A 14,813-nucleotide genomic window follows, 5' to 3' on the forward strand; every position below is an offset into this window, starting at 1 on the left:
CTCCGCCTCACACACCACAAATGATAAAATAAAACCGCTGCTTCGCCCACGCGATGCAGCTTCGCTTCTTCTTGTTGATCGGACAGAAAGTATCCCGCGTATTTTGATGGGACGTCGCCATCCATCTCTTGCTTTCATGCCCGGAAAATACGTGTTTCCGGGAGGTCGGGCCGACCCCGGCGATGGCAGCATGGCTGCTGCATCCGAATTAACCGCTGAGGACACGGTCAAGCTCGTTACAGGGATGGGATCGCGTGCCTCACAACGCCGAGCACGAGCGCTCGGACTTTGCGCCATTCGCGAAACATTTGAGGAAACCGGGCTTCGTTTTGCCCGACGAAATCACCACGAAGCCATGTCATCAAACGGTGGCAATTCTCCTGCAAACAAGGACTGGTTATCATTTCTGGAAGGTGGTGCGCTGCCTGCGCTAGGCGATCTGCGCTATTTTGCACGCGCAATCACGCCGCCCGGAAATGTCCGCCGATTTGATGCGCGTTTTTTCATTGCTTTTCGTGACAGCCTGCCAGAACTGCCGAACCAGCAACTTGTTCCCGGTGGAGAACTACAGGATTTGAATTGGGTTTCTATCGATGAGGTTGATAAACTGGATGTTGCCCGTATTACTCAGGCCATTCTGAAAGAAGCGCAGACGCTGCTGACAGAAACCCGGCACGAATTGCCAGCCACCCTTCCGGTGGTACAATACAGCAAGCGGCATGGCCGCTTTGTGCGTGAAGTGATCTAACCTTATGAACAAAGAAATTCATCCTGCCGATCTCGCAGCGCGGCAACCTGGCAACGGGCCTAATGAAGGCGAATTGCATTGGCGTTCGCTTGCGGCAGCAATTGCCACGATCAGCGCTATGGGGGCCGCTATCGGTCTTGGCATTCCGCTTTTAAGCGTTTTGCTCGAAAGTCGCGGTCACTCGGCCAGTCTGATTGGTGCCAATACTGCTGTCGCTGGCCTTGCTTCCATTGTTGCAGCACCCCTTGCAGCACCGATTGCAGCGCGCCTCGGCGTGGCCAAAGCAATCGTTCTTATGCTGGTTATCGGCAGTTTCGCATTTCTTGGTTTTCACTTTTTCCAGCCACTTTGGGCATGGTTCGCACTGCGAATCGTACTGCATTTCGCACTGACCGTGCTTTTCGTTCTCTCGGAATATTGGATCAATGCTTCCGCTCCGCCAGAAAAGCGAGGCTTGGTGCTTGGCATCTATGCGACATCCCTATCAATGGGCTTTGCCCTTGGACCTTGGCTGTTCTCAAAGATCGGCAGTGCTGGTGGCATGCCTTTCTATGTCGGTTTCGCAATCATTCTGATTGCCATCATTCCAGTATTGATCGCATGGCGCGATAGTCCAGATTTCGAGGAGGGCGAACATGTTCCCTTCCTGCCGTTTATCTTTGCAGTTCCAGCCGCGACGATGGCCGTCTTCGTTTTCGGCGCTGTTGAAACTGGTGGCTTCGCACTGTTCCCGGTCTTTGGCGCACGCGTAGGCTTTAGCGAAGGCGATGCCGCATTGCTGCTGACCATGATCGGCCTTGGCAATGTGTTGATGCAGATTCCATTGGGAATCATCAGCGACAAGATTTCAGATCGCCGCAAATTGCTGCTGTTTTGCGCTGTCACCGGCCTTATCGGAATGATCGCCCTGCCCTACCTTATGCACAGCTGGTATCTTATGGCCGCCGTACTGTTTTTGTGGGGCGGCGTGGTCGCCGGTCTCTATACCGTAGGCCTTGCCCATCTTGGTTCTGAGCTGACGGGACGCGAACTTGCATCCGCCAATGCTGCATTCATCTTCTGCTATGCAATCGGAATGCTGGCAGGCCCGCAAGCGGTTGGAGTCGGCATGGATGCGATGGGACCCAAGGGATTCCCGCTCACACTCGGCATCTTTTTTGCGGCTTTTGCACTCTTTGCTACGATTAGGCTCGTTCAAAAGAAGAAGCGGGGTTGACTTTTCGCCGCTAAACCGTAGTGTCGCGCCGAATTTCCGCTTCTTACCAACAGGTGAGACTCGTAGCGGTTTAATCATAAAAGAGCAGGTATTTCGATATGGCCAAGGCTACGACCATCAAGATTAAGCTTTTGTCGACCGCTGACACCGGCTTCTTCTACGTAACGAAGAAGAACAGCCGCACGATGACGGATAAGATGACAAAGACTAAGTACGACCCGATCGCGCGCAAGCACGTCGACTTCAAGGAAACGAAGATTAAGTAATTCGTTTCTGCCGCCAGAATAACTGGCAGGAATCAAAAAGCCGTCTCTTATGAGACGGCTTTTTTGTTAGGCGCTGTTTAAGGCATTCAGGCCGCCGAAAGAACGATCCGATTGCGACCTTTTTTCTTGGCCTCATAAAGGGCTGCATCCGTACGCGCGAAAAGCGCTTCGACCGTATCGCCACCCATCAAGCGAAGCGACGCAATGCCGATGCTAATTGTCATAGCAATCTGATGCTTGCCGCCAGCAAGCAAGAATGGCTCTTCTGATACTGCATCACGAATTCGCTCTGCAACGGCCGCAGCAGAAGCCAAATCAGTATCCGGTAACACGATGGCAAATTCTTCACCGCCGTAGCGGCACATTACATCCATGCCGCGAATCTTTGTGCGCAACCGCGTAGCAAATTCTCGCAACACATCATCGCCGCCATCATGACCATATTGATCATTGACGCGCTTGAAGTGGTCGAAGTCGATCATGATGACCGTTAACGGCCTCTCACGGCCTGTAGCACGCGATAGAAGCACTGGCAGGTGCGTATCAAGGTAACGGCGGTTATGCAGCCCTGTGAGGCTGTCTGTAACCGCCATAGTTATGGTACGATGCAGGCTCTGGCGCAAAAGATCATTGTAGCACTTGCGTTTGATCTGTGTGCGCAATCGCGCATAAAGCTCCAGCTTCTCCAATGGACGCATGACATAATCATTCACACCCAACTCAAGTGCACGAACAACTAACGAGCCTTCATCTTCATTGACGATCAGAATGATCGGCACAAGCCTCGTGCGTTCAATCGTTCGTATCTGCGAACAGAGGCGCAGCGGATCATAATAAGTAAAATCAGCTGAAATGACGATGCTGTCATAGTCGTTCTCAATCGCCTTAATGAGCGCATCATTGGCATCATTGGCCACATCGACGAAATAGTCTTCGCCCAGAATCACGCGCAGTCGTGCAGCCGCAATTTCGTTCTCGTCAACGATCAGAATGCGCGCGGCGTCTTCTCCACCACCGAAACGACCGGAAAGCTTGGTAACGAGCAGTGCTTCAACTTCTGTATCGGCGACCGTGCCGGTTCTTTGAAACAATTCATCTGAAACCATCTTCAAACGGGCAAGACTTTTGACGCGCGAAAGCAGTTGCTGATCATTCACTGGCTTCGTCATAAAATCGTCTGCGCCAGCTTCAAGACCTGTGATCTTGTCTTGAGCGCTATTAAGCGCCGTTAACATCACAACGGGTATATTTGTCGTGCGCGGATCGTCTTTCAGACGACGACAGACTTCAAAACCATTGATACCCGGCATCAAAACATCAAGAATGACGACATCAATCTGCCCACCCAGACAGATTTCGATCGCCTCCGCACCATTATAAGCGGACACAACTTCGTAATATTCGCGCAAAAGCAGAGCTTCGAGCAGCTTTACGCTCGATTCTACATCGTCCACGACGAGAATTCGTGCTGTCATGATCCCCTGCCCCCCCCTAAAACCTTATACCGCGAACGTGCCTTTATTCAAAATAATCAGGCATCGCCGAGATAAGACTTTATCGTCTCAATAAAACGCGGAACAGAAATTGGCTTGGATATGTAAGCCTCGCAACCGCCCTGTCGAATGCGTTCCTCATCACCCTTCATCGCAAATGCGGTGACGGCGATGACCGGAATATGCTTGAGCTCCTCGTCGTCCTTAAGCCATTTTGTGACTTCCAGACCGGAAACTTCAGGCAACTGAATATCCATCAAAATCAGATCGGGGCGATGTTCACTGGCAAGATCAAGCGCCTCAAGGCCACTTCTGGTCCTGATGGTCTCATATCCACTGGCTTCGATTAGATCGCGAAACAACTTCATATTCAGTTCGTTGTCCTCGACGATCATCACAGTTTTGGTCATCGAATATTCCCTGGCCTTATTCTTGTCCGCCACACGACAGGTTTGTTGTGCCCATTACGCCCACATGGATTCTATGTAGTTTAAGCGTATTTGATTGACGAATAGCAAATATTCTACCAAATCCGACATTGCAGTGATTTCACCCAACAACTGAAATTGCCTTTCATTTTAGCGTATAGTGCAAATCAGCGTGAATCGAATTTTCAGCGATCTACGGCACACTGACTGAGCTTAAAGCGGAGAGAACTAATATGAAAACTGTCATGAGTGAGACAGAGGCAGAAGCTCTTGCGGTGGAAGCACTCGTGTGGATGGCACAAGATAACGATCTGATGCCGCGTTTTCTCGCTTTGACGGGCATCGAAGTCTCTTCAATTCGCTCTGCTGCACAAGAGCCTGGTTTTCTTGCAGGCGTGCTGCAATTCTACTTAAGCCACGAGCCAACGCTGCTTCGCTTTTGCCAGGAAACAGGCCGCGATCCCGCAACAATTGAAAAAGCAGCGATACTTTTGCCGGGCGGCATGAAGCAGGACTTTTAACAAAAAAGCCCCGCCTAAGCGGGGCTTTCTACTACGTATTCGCGCGCTTACGCAAAATCTTCTGGCAGAAGTTCCTTCGGGAAGTTCTGGTAAGAAACTGGGCGCAGGAAGCGGCGGATCGACATTGTTCCAACGCTGGTTGCGCCGAAGTTTGTCGATGCCGGGTATGGTCCGCCGTGAACCATTGAATCCACAACTTCAACGCCAGTTGGGAAGCCATTGACGAGAACGCGGCCCGCTTTGCGCTCCAGCACCGGCAGAAGCTTTTGTGCTTCAGCAATGTCGCCTGCATCCATGTGAATCGTTGCAGTCAGCTGACCTTCAAAGCCACGCGCAAGCTTTTCCATTTCATCGACGGAACCAACGCGGATGACCAGTCCAAGAGGACCGAACACTTCTTCACCAAGCGCATGGTCAGACAGGAAGCGCTCGCCAGTTGTTTCAAACAGATTTGGCGAAACCTGACGACCCGATGACTCGGTTTCATAAAGCGGTTTCACGGCATTGCGCGTTTCAAAACGCTCTTTGCCTTCGTGGTATGCCTGCGCAATACCATCAGTCAGCATGGTCTGCGGAGCAACTTTTTTGAGACCTTCGACAGCAGCAGTTGTGAAGGTATCGGCATCTGCGCCATCGAGAACAACGGCGATACCCGGATTGGTGCAGAACTGACCTGCGCCCATGGTGAGCGAACCAGCCCAACCCTGTCCGAGCGTTTCAGCACGTGCCTTCATTGCTTCTGGCAGAAGGAACATCGGGTTAACCGAACCGAGTTCGCCAAAGAATGGGATTGGCTCAGGACGTGCAGCGCAAAGATCGAACAATGCACGACCACCACCGAGTGAACCGGTGAAGCCAACAGCCTTGATATAAGGGTTCTGAACCAGCGCATGGCCAACATCACGACGGCCGCCCTGAATGAGCGAGAACACGCCCGGATGAACGCCGGTCTTCTTGATAGCGGCTTCAACGGCTTGCGCCACGATTTCACCTGTGCCGGGATGCGCCGAATGGCCCTTCACGACAACTGGGCAACCAGCTGCAAGTGCTGCTGCTGTGTCACCACCGGCTGTCGAAAACGCCATTGGGAAATTGGACGCCCCAAAGACTGCAACAGGACCAATTGGGCGCTGAACGAGACGAATTTCTGGACGTGGTGCTGGCTGACGATCAGGAAGTGCAGCATCAAAACGGCGATCAAGATAGTCGCCTTTTTCGATATGATCAGCGAACAAACGCAGCTGTCCAGTGGTGCGGCCGGTTTCGCCCTGAAGACGCGCTTCCGGCAAGCCAGTTTCCTGCGAGCCTATAACAACGATATCAGCAATGCGTGCTTCGATTTCGTCGGCGATAGCGCGCAGGAATGTGGCGCGCTCAGTGCGGGTCGAATAGCCATAAGACCAGAAAGCATCTTCCGCAGCTTCACAAGCGCGGTTCACCAGCTCGACTGTACCGACTGCAAACGAATGCGCTGGCCCACTTGCTGGTGAAGATTGAAAAGTCCCGGCTCCATCGAGCCATTCGCCAGCAACAAAGTGTTTCCCTTTGGGCGTAAATGCCATTCGTCCATCCTCCTGTAGAAATCAACGCACAATTAAGCCAGTATCTCACTGCATCTAAATTGTACTTGTCTAATGATTGTATACCCTGTTTGTTTGTATACAGTGTGTGCGCACATATCAATTGCCTGCGGGACGTTCCATGCAGGTTTAGCCATGAAAGATGCATGATGAGCGAGACCACCATCCTGAGCATTGCCACGCTTCACGACCGCGTAGAGGCGATTTTTCGTAAAGCAGGGCTGAACGCTATACAGGCTGCTGCTGTCACGCATGTTATTATCGCGGGTGAACGCGATCACTGCAAATCCCACGGCATATATCGTATCGAAGGTGCGCTGCGCACAGTCAAGGCCGGGAAGGTAAAAGCAGACGCGATTCCTGAAATTGTGGCCGATGAAGCTTCAAGCATCGTGCGGGTGAACGCCAACTTTGGCTTCGCCAATGCTGCATTTGAAACAGGTGTTCCTGTGCTTGCCGAGCGCACGCGTAAGAATGGTATTGCAGCGCTTGTTATCAATGATTGCACACATTTTTCAGCACTCTGGCCAGAGGTCGAAGCACTGACGAACGAAGGACTGGCCGCCCTCGTCATGTGCCCAAGCTACGCGACCGTTGCGCCAACGGGCGGCAACAAACCACTGCTCGGCACCAATCCTTTTGCATTTGGCTGGCCGCGCAAGGAAACCTCGCCTTATGTCTTCGACTTTGCAACATCGGTTGCAGCACGTGGCGAAATCGAATTACATCGCCGCGCTGGTAAACAACTACCGGAAGGCTGGGCGCTGGATGCGGAAGGCAACCCGACAACTGATCCTGAAACAGCACTCGCCGGTGCCATGCTGCCATTTGGCGGCCATAAGGGTTCTGCGATCAGCACGATGGTCGAACTGCTTGCGGCCATCATGATTGGTGACCTGACCAGCCCCGAAGTACTCGACTTCCTCGGCACGACGACTCTGTCACCAGTGCATGGCGAACTGATCATCGCGTTTTCACCGGAAGCTTTTGCGAAAGGCCGTCCGGGCGATCCGTTTACGCGTGCCGAAATGCTGTTTGACGCTATTGTTGGACAAGGCGCCCGCCTTCCCTCGCAGCGTCGCTTCAAGGCACGCGCTGAGTCTGAAAGCGAAGGCATCAAACTCACCAAAGCGGAGATCGACCAACTCGATCTTCTGCTGGAAAAAGGCCTCGACGCCATCAACTAAAAACCAAAACAAAAAAGCCCTCCAAACGGAGGGCTTTTTCAATCTATTTCTATATTCAAGCCTTGTAGGTCTGAACAGCGCCGGGCAACTTGCTCCACTCGGCATACCAGTTGTTGAAGAGCTTGAACTGCGCTTCAACATAACCGCGCTGGCTGTCGGAGAGCTTATCGCTTGCGTTGAAGTGCAGCGTATATTCCTTGTCACCCTTCAGAACCATCATGTGCTTGAAGTAAAGCACAAGGTCCGGGCCTTCATCAAAAGAGGACAGAACAGCAAGCGCCTGTTCAAGTTCAAGCGCACGCTGGCGCGCATCCGCATCACCCTTTGCTGCAGCCTGCGAAAGCTTGCACATCTGGATGACTTCCTTCGGCAGAACGTTGCCAATGCCGGTGATAGCACCTGTTGCACCGCAGTTCACAAATCCATGGAACACAGCCGTATCAACACCGATCATTAGCGTGACATCGTCATCGCGGCTGGTGATGTTTTCGGCTGCGTAACGCATGTCGGCTGGGCCGCCGAACTCTTTGAAGCCAACGAGGTTCGGATGCTCCGCACGCAGTGCGAAGAACAGATCAGCGCGCGTTGCAAAGCCATAATAAGGGCTGTTGTAGATGACGGCAGGAAGATCAGGAGCAGCCGAAAGCACAGCCTTGAAGTGTTCCATTTGCGCTGCAATCACCGAGCCACGCGACAGAACACGCGGGATGACCATCAGGCCTTTTGCGCCAACTTTCTGAGCATGTGCAGCATGAGCCGCAGCAACAGCGGTGTTCACAGCGCCAGTACCCACGATAACCGGAATGCCAGCGGCGGTCAGACGAGCAACGCCTTCCATACGCTGTTCATCGGTAAGCAGAGGCCAGTCGCCCATCGAACCGCAATAAACGACAGCCGACATACCAGCGTCGATCAGTTCCTGGCCCTTGCGCACCAGCGCATCGAAATCAGGCGTGCGGTCGTCCTTGCACGGGGTCATCAGAGCCGGAATCACGCCGGAAAAAATATTGGCAGCCATCGAAAACTCCTCTCAGAGCATTACCGTCGAACTGCGGTGCAGTTTTACAACGGGCAATGCAACAAACAAAAACCAAAGCGATTGGACTGTCATGGATCTGGCCATTTTCAGTTCGCTGCAACTGATATATCAGTCTGTATTTTATTTGTCGACAGAAATTACACGGCGCTACAGGTTTATTTCCAGACGGTCATCGCGCATCACCAGCTTCTGTACCTGACGCACGATCTGCTCTGCATGTTCATGCGCCAGCTGTTCGGCTAGTTTCATGTCGCGCGCAGCGATTGCAGCGATCATTTCCTCATGCTCCTCGACAAAACGCCGTGGCAGACGATCATTATAAGACTGATAGTAGAGCCGCAAAATGCGCCGCCCCTCATCCAGCAATCGTTTAAAAAGACTGGTGAAATATGGATTGCGGCCCGCTTCTGCGATTGCAAGATGCAGAGCTGCATTGGTCGCAATCATCCCAAGCGCGTCCTGTGCTTCCACAGCTGCGGTAAACTCAGCTTGATGCAAAGCGATGATATCCAGATCTTCCTGCCGATGATTTTTAGCGGCAAGCTGTGTTGTGGCGCGATACATCAAAGTCAGTGCGTCGAAATAGGTATGCATGTTGAGGAAGTCGATGTTCGACACCATCGTCGAACGATTAGGCAGCGTATCAATCAGCCCCTCGCCCGCCAGCCGCACCAAAGCTTCACGGATTGGCGTGCGGGACATTTTAAACCGTTCGGCAAGCTGCACTTCATCGATCGGGCTGCCAGGCGGCAGCACCAGATCGAGAATTTCATCGCGCAACAGGTCATAGACCATCTTCCCGCCAGAACCGCGCTTGCGTTCAGGGATGGCGTTGTTATCGCTTTCCGTCATCGGCAGCTCCTCATGAAAGTATTAGGCGAATGGTTCCGTTGGTCCTTTTGCAGGCTGCGTAAACCACTGCGCACCATCAGCGCTCATGTAAATATGATCTTCCAGACGCACACCAAACTGCCCCGGCACGACAATCATTGGTTCATTTGAGAAGCACATACCCGCTGCCAGCTGCAACTGATTGCCACGCACGATATAAGGCGCTTCATGAATTTCCAATCCAAGACCGTGACCTGCACGATGCGGCAAACCGGGAAGCTGATAATCCGGCCCCAAGCCATGCTTGACCAACACGGCGCGCGCAGCGTCATCGAGGCTGGAACAGGCAGCACCAAGCTTTGCAGCATCGAACACGGCCTGTTGTGCCTGTCGTTCAATAGTCCAGATACGCTCAAAATCGGCTGTCGGCTCATCAAGCATATAGGTGCGGGTCAGATCGGAGTGATAGCCATCAATTCGGCAACCTGTATCGACGAGAATAACATCGCCATTCTTATAAAACTGCTCGCCATCGGCACCATGTGGGAGGGACGTCGCTTCACCAAAAGAAACGATGCAAAAGGTCGAGCCGCTTGCACCCATTTCGCGATGCTGCTCATCGATAAAGCGCACCACATCGGATGCGGCAATGCCCGGACGAATGAATTGATGCGCACGACGATGCACTTCAAGCGTCAGCCCCATGGCATATTTGATAATGTCGATTTCAGTCTGTGACTTGACGATACGCTGCTCACGAATGACCGGGCCAGCGTCAATAAGACGATCCGCGCCAATTTCTCGACGCAACGCATTATAGACAAACAGCGGGACTGCTTCGTCAACGGCAAGTGTCTCATCGGCTTTCAGAAGCGAAGCGACGAGAGCAGCGCTATTTTCCTCTTCCTGCCAGATGCGGATTTCACCGGGGAGATGCGGAAGGCTTTCCACACGGCTTTGCTCAAAACCCGGAACGACATAGACAATCTCGCTTTGCGTAATCACTGCACCAAGCAGGCGTTCGCTCGAATGCCAGACAAGGCCAGTGTAATAAAGCAGGCTCTCAGTCGACCCTAGCAGCAAGGCACCGATATTTTTTTCGGTTAAATTGCGGCGCAGAACATTGATACGCTCAAGCCGCTCATCATTGGAAATGCTGGGGCGTTGGGTAGTGAGAGACATTGCTTATTCCTTTCAGCCTGCCACGGACTCGGTGACATGCTGAAAGGATAAATCTCTGTACGCAATTTGTCGACAATATTAGAGTTTCACCAGACCTGTGCGCTTGAGAAGGCCCATCAGTAATAGCGGCAGCAGCGTTGTGAGCAGGATCGCAATGAAAGCCATCGCCATGCCGAGGCCGATCGAACCTTGCTCAAACTGTCGCCAGATGAAGATCGAGATCGTCTGCATCCCAACAGGTGCCACCAGTATCGAAGCGACCAGCTCACGCGTTGCCACAGCAAAAACCAGCAGCATTGCGGTAATTAGGCTTGGCGCGATCAGCGGCAGCATGATGCGGCGGAAAGTTGTAAAACTACCTGCACCGCAAACGCGCGCGGCGGCTTCAAGATTATCGCCAATTTGATGAAACGCTGCAGTTGCATAGCGGATTGGCTGTGGCAACAGAATGCAGCAATAGGCAAGCAGTAGGATCAGTGGCGTATTATACGGCGAAATCAGCAAAGATGGCTGGTTCCATGCAAGGATCAAACCGACCGCAACTACGACACCGGGAAGAGAGTTTGGCAACACCGTCAGAACATCAAGCCAGAACCGCCCACGAAAGCGCATTTTGACAACCGCATAAGCAGCTACGGCACCCAGAAATCCGGTTAGCAACGCGCTCGCAACACCCAAGGAAAGGCTGTTGGTCAATGCGCGCATAGCACCTGCACTATTATCTGCAATATCTGCAAAATTATCAAAGCCGAGATTGGATAGTGTAAGCCCACCGGAAATAGTCTTCGACATGGCTGTCGCAAGAATTGCGAGCAGCGGCACGCCGGTTGCAGCAAAAGCGACTACACCAAACAGGATGACAACCGGAACCTTGAACACGCCAAGTTCGCGCTTGTCTTTGTTTTGTGGCTTACCACCCGTTGTCACATAAGAACGGCGCGTCAAAATCCAGCGCTGCAGCATAAAAGCTGCGAGCGATAACAAAACCAATGCCAGCGAAAAGACCGCGGCGCCCGAAAGATCAATCGGCCAATCGGAAATGCGCATATCGATTTCCGTTACCAGCACTTCAAAACCGGATCGGCTGCCAAGTGCTGCCGGTGTGCCATATTCCTCAATTGCCGAAGCGAAGACGAGAAGCAGGCTTGCTGCCAGTCCCGGCGTTGCAAGTGGCAGCGTAATGCGGAAAAACGACCGCCAAGGCGACGCACCAAAAACACGGCCAACATCAGAATAACGTGCGCCAACAGCTTCAATCGTCCGCGACACGGCGAAATAAACCAGCGGAAACGTGTTGAGCGCCATCACGAATGTCATGCCGGCAAGCGAAAACAGAAAAGGCGCGAGGTTAAAGCCTGCAAGCTGATCAAGATAGCCGCGTGGCTGCAGAGTCATGATCCAGCCAAGCGTCGCAATATAGGGCGGTATCATGAAAGGCACGAGCATCAGCACGTCCCACACCAGCGCAAACGGCACTTTATATAGCGCCCGAAAAACAGCGAGAGGCACCGCAATAATCGCCGATAAAATCACGACGCTGACACCAAGCAAAATGGTGTTGCCGGTCATGCGCAGAAGTCTTGGATCTTCAAACAAAGCTGGCAGATGCACAAAAGGTGCGCTGAACACGCCCTGCCCGATCTGCGGGAAAATCGCCTGTAAGACAATGAAAATAAACGGAACCGCGACGACAATAGCGAGGCCGATAACGGCCACAAGCCCAAGCGGATTTGCAGCGGTAGCGGTCTTTGCACTCATGATTGCCTCTACGGTATTCCAGCTGCCATGAAAAATGACAGCAATCTAAAAATAGCCAAAAGAAATGGCTCTCCTCAATTTGAGGAGAGCCACCCGGATTTTACTTCTTCACGCCGAAAATCGCGTTGAATTCCTTCAACGTTTCATTGCGCTTGCCGTAAACAGCTGCTGCATCGATCTTGAGAATCTTCAGATCATTGATCAGCGGACGGTTAGCCACAACGTCGGAACGTGCAGGCATCAGGTAAGTGTCAGCAACCATCTTCTGGCCTTCATCCGAAAGCATGTAATCGATGAACTGCTTGGCTTCGTCCTGATTTTTCGACCAGTTGAGGATCATGGCAGGACGTGGCGCAATTACCGTACCCGATGCCGGGAAGATAACGTCAATAGCTTCGCCCTTGGCTTTGCCAGCCAGCGAGATATAATCGACAGCACCAAAAACAGCGGCCTTTGCACCCTGAAGCACTGGGTTCAGCGCTTCTGCATTGGCACCGGCTGCAACTGCGCCATTTGCCTGCAGGTTCTTGAACAGGTCCCAGCCCTGTGTTTCCGAAAGTGCGGCAACGAGTTCAAATGTTGCACCCGACTGCGATGGATCTGGGAGGTTCACCAGATCCTTATATTCTGGTTTGGCCAGATCAGCCCATTCGGTTGGCTTTGGCGTCTTGCTGTTTGGGTTCCACGCAATACCAAGCGCCGAAACACCCTGTGCAACAGCGGTTTCGTTCTTCAGAAAATCAGGAACTTTTGCAGCATTCGGGCTGGTGTAAGCAACCAGCCAATCGCGCTTGGCGAAATCAGTTGCTGTATCCCAGGAAGCAGAAATCAGAACGTCCACAACAGGATTGGCAGCTTCGGCTTCAATACGGGCCATAACCTTGCCGGTCGTTGCCTGAAACACATTGACCTTGGTGCCGGTCTTGGCTGTGAAGCCAGCGGCCAGACCTTCGATCAGCTTGCCGGGACCAGCCGAATAAACGGTGATGTCGGCGAAAGCTACCGAGCTTGCGAGCAGAGCTGCGGCAAACGCCATGCCTGCGCCGATAAGGGACTTTTTCATTAATCTCTCCTGAGATGTGCCTGAGACAGAAGTTTTAGCGGGAGAACCAGCGGAGTTGCTCCGCATCGATTGCGATACCAACCGGCACGCCGGGTGTAAGACGATGACTGTCGAGATAAGTGAGTTCATGCGACACGGTTTGCGAACCGATGCGTACCGTCGTTAGATGACCGTCACCGCGAAACTGCGTGCGCAGAACCGTTGCCGGAATGGATAAACTGCACAATTCGACGCTGCGCACCGACCGCGATGGCAGAAGCACATGCGTCGCCTGAGCGGGCGCTATGCTGTTCGCAAGCCGGATTTCCGTTTGCGCGATACGATAACCAGCACTTTCACGCTCAACGGGCATCACACAGCCAAGACGAAGGAAATCAGCAACGGCAGGCGTATTGGGCTGCGCGACAAGAACTTCTGGCGCTGCCAGCTGTTCGATAACCCCTGCCCGCATGATCGCGACCTGATGAGCAAGCGAAAAAGCCTCACTCTGATCATGGGTCACATAGATAGCCGTCAGGCCAAGATTTGCGACAAGCTGACCAATTTCGGTGACCATATTCTCGCGCAATTCGCGATCAAGATTGGAGAGCGGTTCGTCAAAAAGCACGAGACCGGGTTCAGCAACGATTGCGCGCGCAATCGCCACGCGCTGTTGCTGACCGCCCGACATATCGCTGATCGAACGATCACCAAAGCCTTTAAGACCAACACGGTCCAAAGCCGATTTCACACGCGTTTCACGCTCAGCGCGTCCAATGCCGCGCATTTCCAGCGGAAATGAAACATTCCCGTAAACAGTCATATGCGGCCAAAGCGCATAATCCTGAAACACCATGCCAAGATGACGCTTTTCCGGCGGCGAAAACTTGCCCGTCGCAGCATCAGCAACTTTTACGCCATTGATCGTAACGGATCCGCTCGTGGGTGCCAGAAGACCTGCCACCAGACGAAGCAATGTGGTCTTTCCACAACCCGACGGACCAAGCAGAGCAAGCGTCTGGCCTTTTGGTAAGGTCAGATCAATATTTCTCAGGATCGTATTATTGCCATAGGCGAGGCTCAGGCCTTCTGCCTCGACAGCAACATCTGCGTGTATTTTAGTTTCATGTAACATAAGCGCGCAATCTTAATGGTTTGCGCGCTTCTATTCCGGCTGCATGACAGCCGGATGACACACCAGTGAGCTATTCACCTTATCAAATAATCGCAGGAGATACACTCGGTCAGCAACGGTGCCACCAATTGGCGAAACAGGCGTGCCACTACGGAGACTAAGTATGCCTCGCCTCACACCACATGACCATATAAATGCAGGCGCAATGATAAGTTACTATCAATTACGAATACTCAAACGCTCATTCGCAGACTAACTACAATGTGAAAACGTCTTTCTGCGCTCTACTTGATAAATGTGATGCTCAATGTTTTATCCGAAGCATGTTTATGCTGTCTCAAAATCTGTGAGAAACTTCAATCGAGCAATTAATGATATTAAGTAACG

General features: G+C 52.5%; 14 protein-coding genes. 5 read left to right on the forward strand and 9 right to left on the reverse strand.

Annotated features, from left to right (window positions below; genetic code table 11):
* The first annotated feature begins 136 nt into the window (after nucleotides 1-136).
* The 3 genes from WH356_RS08240 (at nucleotide 137) to rpmG (ending at nucleotide 2,230) form a co-directional block, all read left to right on the forward strand.
* Nucleotides 137-748: an NUDIX hydrolase gene (locus WH356_RS08240; protein ID WP_339510319.1), complete on the forward strand. Its 612-nt coding sequence runs from the start codon at nucleotides 137-139 to the stop codon at nucleotides 746-748.
* Nucleotides 749-821: 73 nt separating this feature from the next.
* Entirely contained in the window at nucleotides 822-1,964 is a 1,143-nt protein-coding gene (locus WH356_RS08245; protein WP_339510321.1) for an MFS transporter, read from the forward strand.
* Nucleotides 1,965-2,062: 98 nt separating this feature from the next.
* Nucleotides 2,063-2,230 (forward strand): 50S ribosomal protein L33, encoded by a 168-nt coding sequence (rpmG, locus tag WH356_RS08250; RefSeq protein WP_094508422.1) that lies wholly within the window; start codon nucleotides 2,063-2,065, stop codon nucleotides 2,228-2,230.
* 86 nt (nucleotides 2,231-2,316) lie between these two features.
* Here rpmG and WH356_RS08255 read toward each other — a convergent pair whose 3' ends face one another.
* The gene (locus WH356_RS08255; RefSeq protein ID WP_339509713.1) at nucleotides 2,317-3,705 is read right to left on the reverse strand and encodes a PleD family two-component system response regulator; all 1,389 of its coding nucleotides are present in this window, start codon (nucleotides 3,703-3,705) and stop codon (nucleotides 2,317-2,319) included.
* A gap of 56 nt (nucleotides 3,706-3,761) precedes the next feature.
* A complete protein-coding gene (locus WH356_RS08260) occupies nucleotides 3,762-4,133 on the reverse strand; it encodes a response regulator (protein WP_339509715.1) in 372 nt (123 codons plus the stop codon).
* 251 nt (nucleotides 4,134-4,384) lie between these two features.
* On the opposite strand from WH356_RS08260, the gene WH356_RS08265 reads away from it, so the two are divergent.
* Nucleotides 4,385-4,672, forward strand: a complete 288-nt coding sequence (locus WH356_RS08265) for a DUF3572 domain-containing protein (protein ID WP_339509717.1) — start codon at nucleotides 4,385-4,387, stop codon at nucleotides 4,670-4,672.
* 47 nt (nucleotides 4,673-4,719) lie between these two features.
* On the opposite strand, the gene WH356_RS08270 is transcribed toward WH356_RS08265, so the two are convergent.
* Nucleotides 4,720-6,234 carry an aldehyde dehydrogenase (NADP(+)) gene (locus WH356_RS08270; protein ID WP_339509719.1) on the reverse strand — a complete coding sequence of 505 codons (1,515 nt, stop codon included), beginning with the start codon at nucleotides 6,232-6,234 and terminating at the stop codon, nucleotides 4,720-4,722.
* Nucleotides 6,235-6,401: 167 nt separating this feature from the next.
* On the opposite strand from WH356_RS08270, the gene WH356_RS08275 reads away from it, so the two are divergent.
* The gene (locus WH356_RS08275; RefSeq protein ID WP_339510323.1) at nucleotides 6,402-7,439 is read left to right on the forward strand and encodes an Ldh family oxidoreductase; all 1,038 of its coding nucleotides are present in this window, start codon (nucleotides 6,402-6,404) and stop codon (nucleotides 7,437-7,439) included.
* 55 nt (nucleotides 7,440-7,494) lie between these two features.
* Here the strand turns inward: WH356_RS08275 and WH356_RS08280 are convergent, their stop codons facing one another.
* The 6 genes from WH356_RS08280 to WH356_RS08305 all read right to left on the reverse strand — a co-directional run bounded on the left by WH356_RS08280 (nucleotide 7,495) and on the right by WH356_RS08305 (nucleotide 14,426).
* Nucleotides 7,495-8,457, reverse strand: a complete 963-nt coding sequence (locus WH356_RS08280) for a dihydrodipicolinate synthase family protein (RefSeq protein ID WP_339509721.1) — start codon at nucleotides 8,455-8,457, stop codon at nucleotides 7,495-7,497.
* 168 nt (nucleotides 8,458-8,625) lie between these two features.
* Nucleotides 8,626-9,330 carry a GntR family transcriptional regulator gene (locus WH356_RS08285; protein ID WP_339509724.1) on the reverse strand — a complete coding sequence of 235 codons (705 nt, stop codon included), beginning with the start codon at nucleotides 9,328-9,330 and terminating at the stop codon, nucleotides 8,626-8,628.
* A gap of 21 nt (nucleotides 9,331-9,351) precedes the next feature.
* Entirely contained in the window at nucleotides 9,352-10,491 is a 1,140-nt protein-coding gene (locus tag WH356_RS08290; protein ID WP_339509725.1) for a M24 family metallopeptidase, read from the reverse strand.
* Nucleotides 10,492-10,569: 78 nt separating this feature from the next.
* Nucleotides 10,570-12,249: an ABC transporter permease gene (locus tag WH356_RS08295; RefSeq protein ID WP_339509728.1), complete on the reverse strand. Its 1,680-nt coding sequence runs from the start codon at nucleotides 12,247-12,249 to the stop codon at nucleotides 10,570-10,572.
* A 100-nt stretch (nucleotides 12,250-12,349) separates the two neighbouring features.
* Nucleotides 12,350-13,312 (reverse strand): ABC transporter substrate-binding protein, encoded by a 963-nt coding sequence (locus tag WH356_RS08300; protein ID WP_339509730.1) that lies wholly within the window; start codon nucleotides 13,310-13,312, stop codon nucleotides 12,350-12,352.
* 34 nt (nucleotides 13,313-13,346) lie between these two features.
* A complete protein-coding gene (locus WH356_RS08305; protein WP_339509732.1) occupies nucleotides 13,347-14,426 on the reverse strand; it encodes an ABC transporter ATP-binding protein in 1,080 nt (359 codons plus the stop codon).
* Nucleotides 14,427-14,813 lie beyond the last annotated feature (387 nt).

It is taken from the genome of Ochrobactrum sp. MYb379, from assembly GCF_037479515.1.
Classification (GTDB): domain Bacteria; phylum Pseudomonadota; class Alphaproteobacteria; order Rhizobiales; family Rhizobiaceae; genus Brucella.